At 76.4% G+C, this 1,056-nt stretch carries 1 protein-coding gene; it reads right to left on the bottom strand.

Features of this window, described 5'->3' with window-relative positions:
* Positions 1-1,056 (bottom strand): serine/threonine-protein kinase (locus tag DAT37_RS46030; protein ID WP_157978450.1); only part of this gene is annotated, 1,056 nt, incomplete at both ends.

Here is a 1,056-nt window from a genome sequence, read left to right as displayed (position 1 = left end):
ACGGACGCGCCGACGACGATCGGCCCCGTGCGCTTCTTCGGCGGCGGCCCGCCGTACGTCGTGCCCGGCGCGGGGACGGACGGCGGGCCGTACGCGACCTCCGGCGGGGTGAACGGGCCGGGTGTGGTGCCGGGTGGGCCGTACGCGACCCCGGGCGGGGTGGACGGGCCGTACGCGACCCCGGGCGGGGTGGACGGGCCGTACGCGACCCCCGGCGGGGTGGACGGGCCCGGTGCGACCCCGGGCGGGGTGGACGGGGCGGCGGCAGCGGCGGCCTGGGCGAGGATGCCGGGCCCGCCCGCCGGATGACCGGGGCCGCCCGCGGGCAGACCCGGGCCGCTCACCGGGTGCTGGAGCAACCGCATGATCACCTGCTCGGCGGCCGGCCGCTGCGCCGGGTCCTTGGCCAGGCAGGCGAGCACCACGTCCCGCAGCGGCCCCTCCAGCATCCGCACGTCGGGCGGCTGGTTGAGCACCCGGTTGATCACCGCGGGCATCGTGTCGCTGCCGAACGGCGCCTGCCCCGACGCGGCGAACACCATCGTCCCGGCCCACGAGAACAGGTCGGCCGCGGGCCCCACCGGGTGTCCCATGATCTGCTCGGGAGGCATGTACGCGGGCGTGCCGACCGGCATGCTGCTGATCGTCGAGGTCGCGTTGAGCGCGCGGGCGATGCCGAAGTCGATCACGCGCGGGCCGTCGGCGGCCACGATGACGTTGGCGGGCTTGAAGTCGCGGTGCACGATGCCGGCCTGGTGGATCGCCGCCAGCGCGGTGGCGGTGCCGATCGCCAGGCGCTGCAGGGCCGAGCCGGCGCGCGGCCCCTCCTGCTGGACGACCCGCTGCAGGGACGGCCCCTCGATGAACTCGCTCACGATGTACGGCCGGTCGAGCTCGACACCCGTGCCCAGGACGGCCGCGGTGCAGAAGGGCGCGACGCGCTGGGCCACCTGGACCTCGCGCAGGAAGCGCTCCACGCTCACCCGGTCGCCTGACAGGTCCGGGCGCAGCCACTTCACGGCGAGATGCGTGCCCGCGGCGTCTCTGGCCAGGTAG

It is taken from the genome of Nocardia aurea (genome assembly GCF_003123685.1).
GTDB classification, from domain to species: Bacteria; Actinomycetota; Actinomycetes; order Mycobacteriales; family Mycobacteriaceae; genus Nocardia; species Nocardia aurea.
This window is presented reverse-complemented; position numbering and strand designations above follow the sequence as displayed.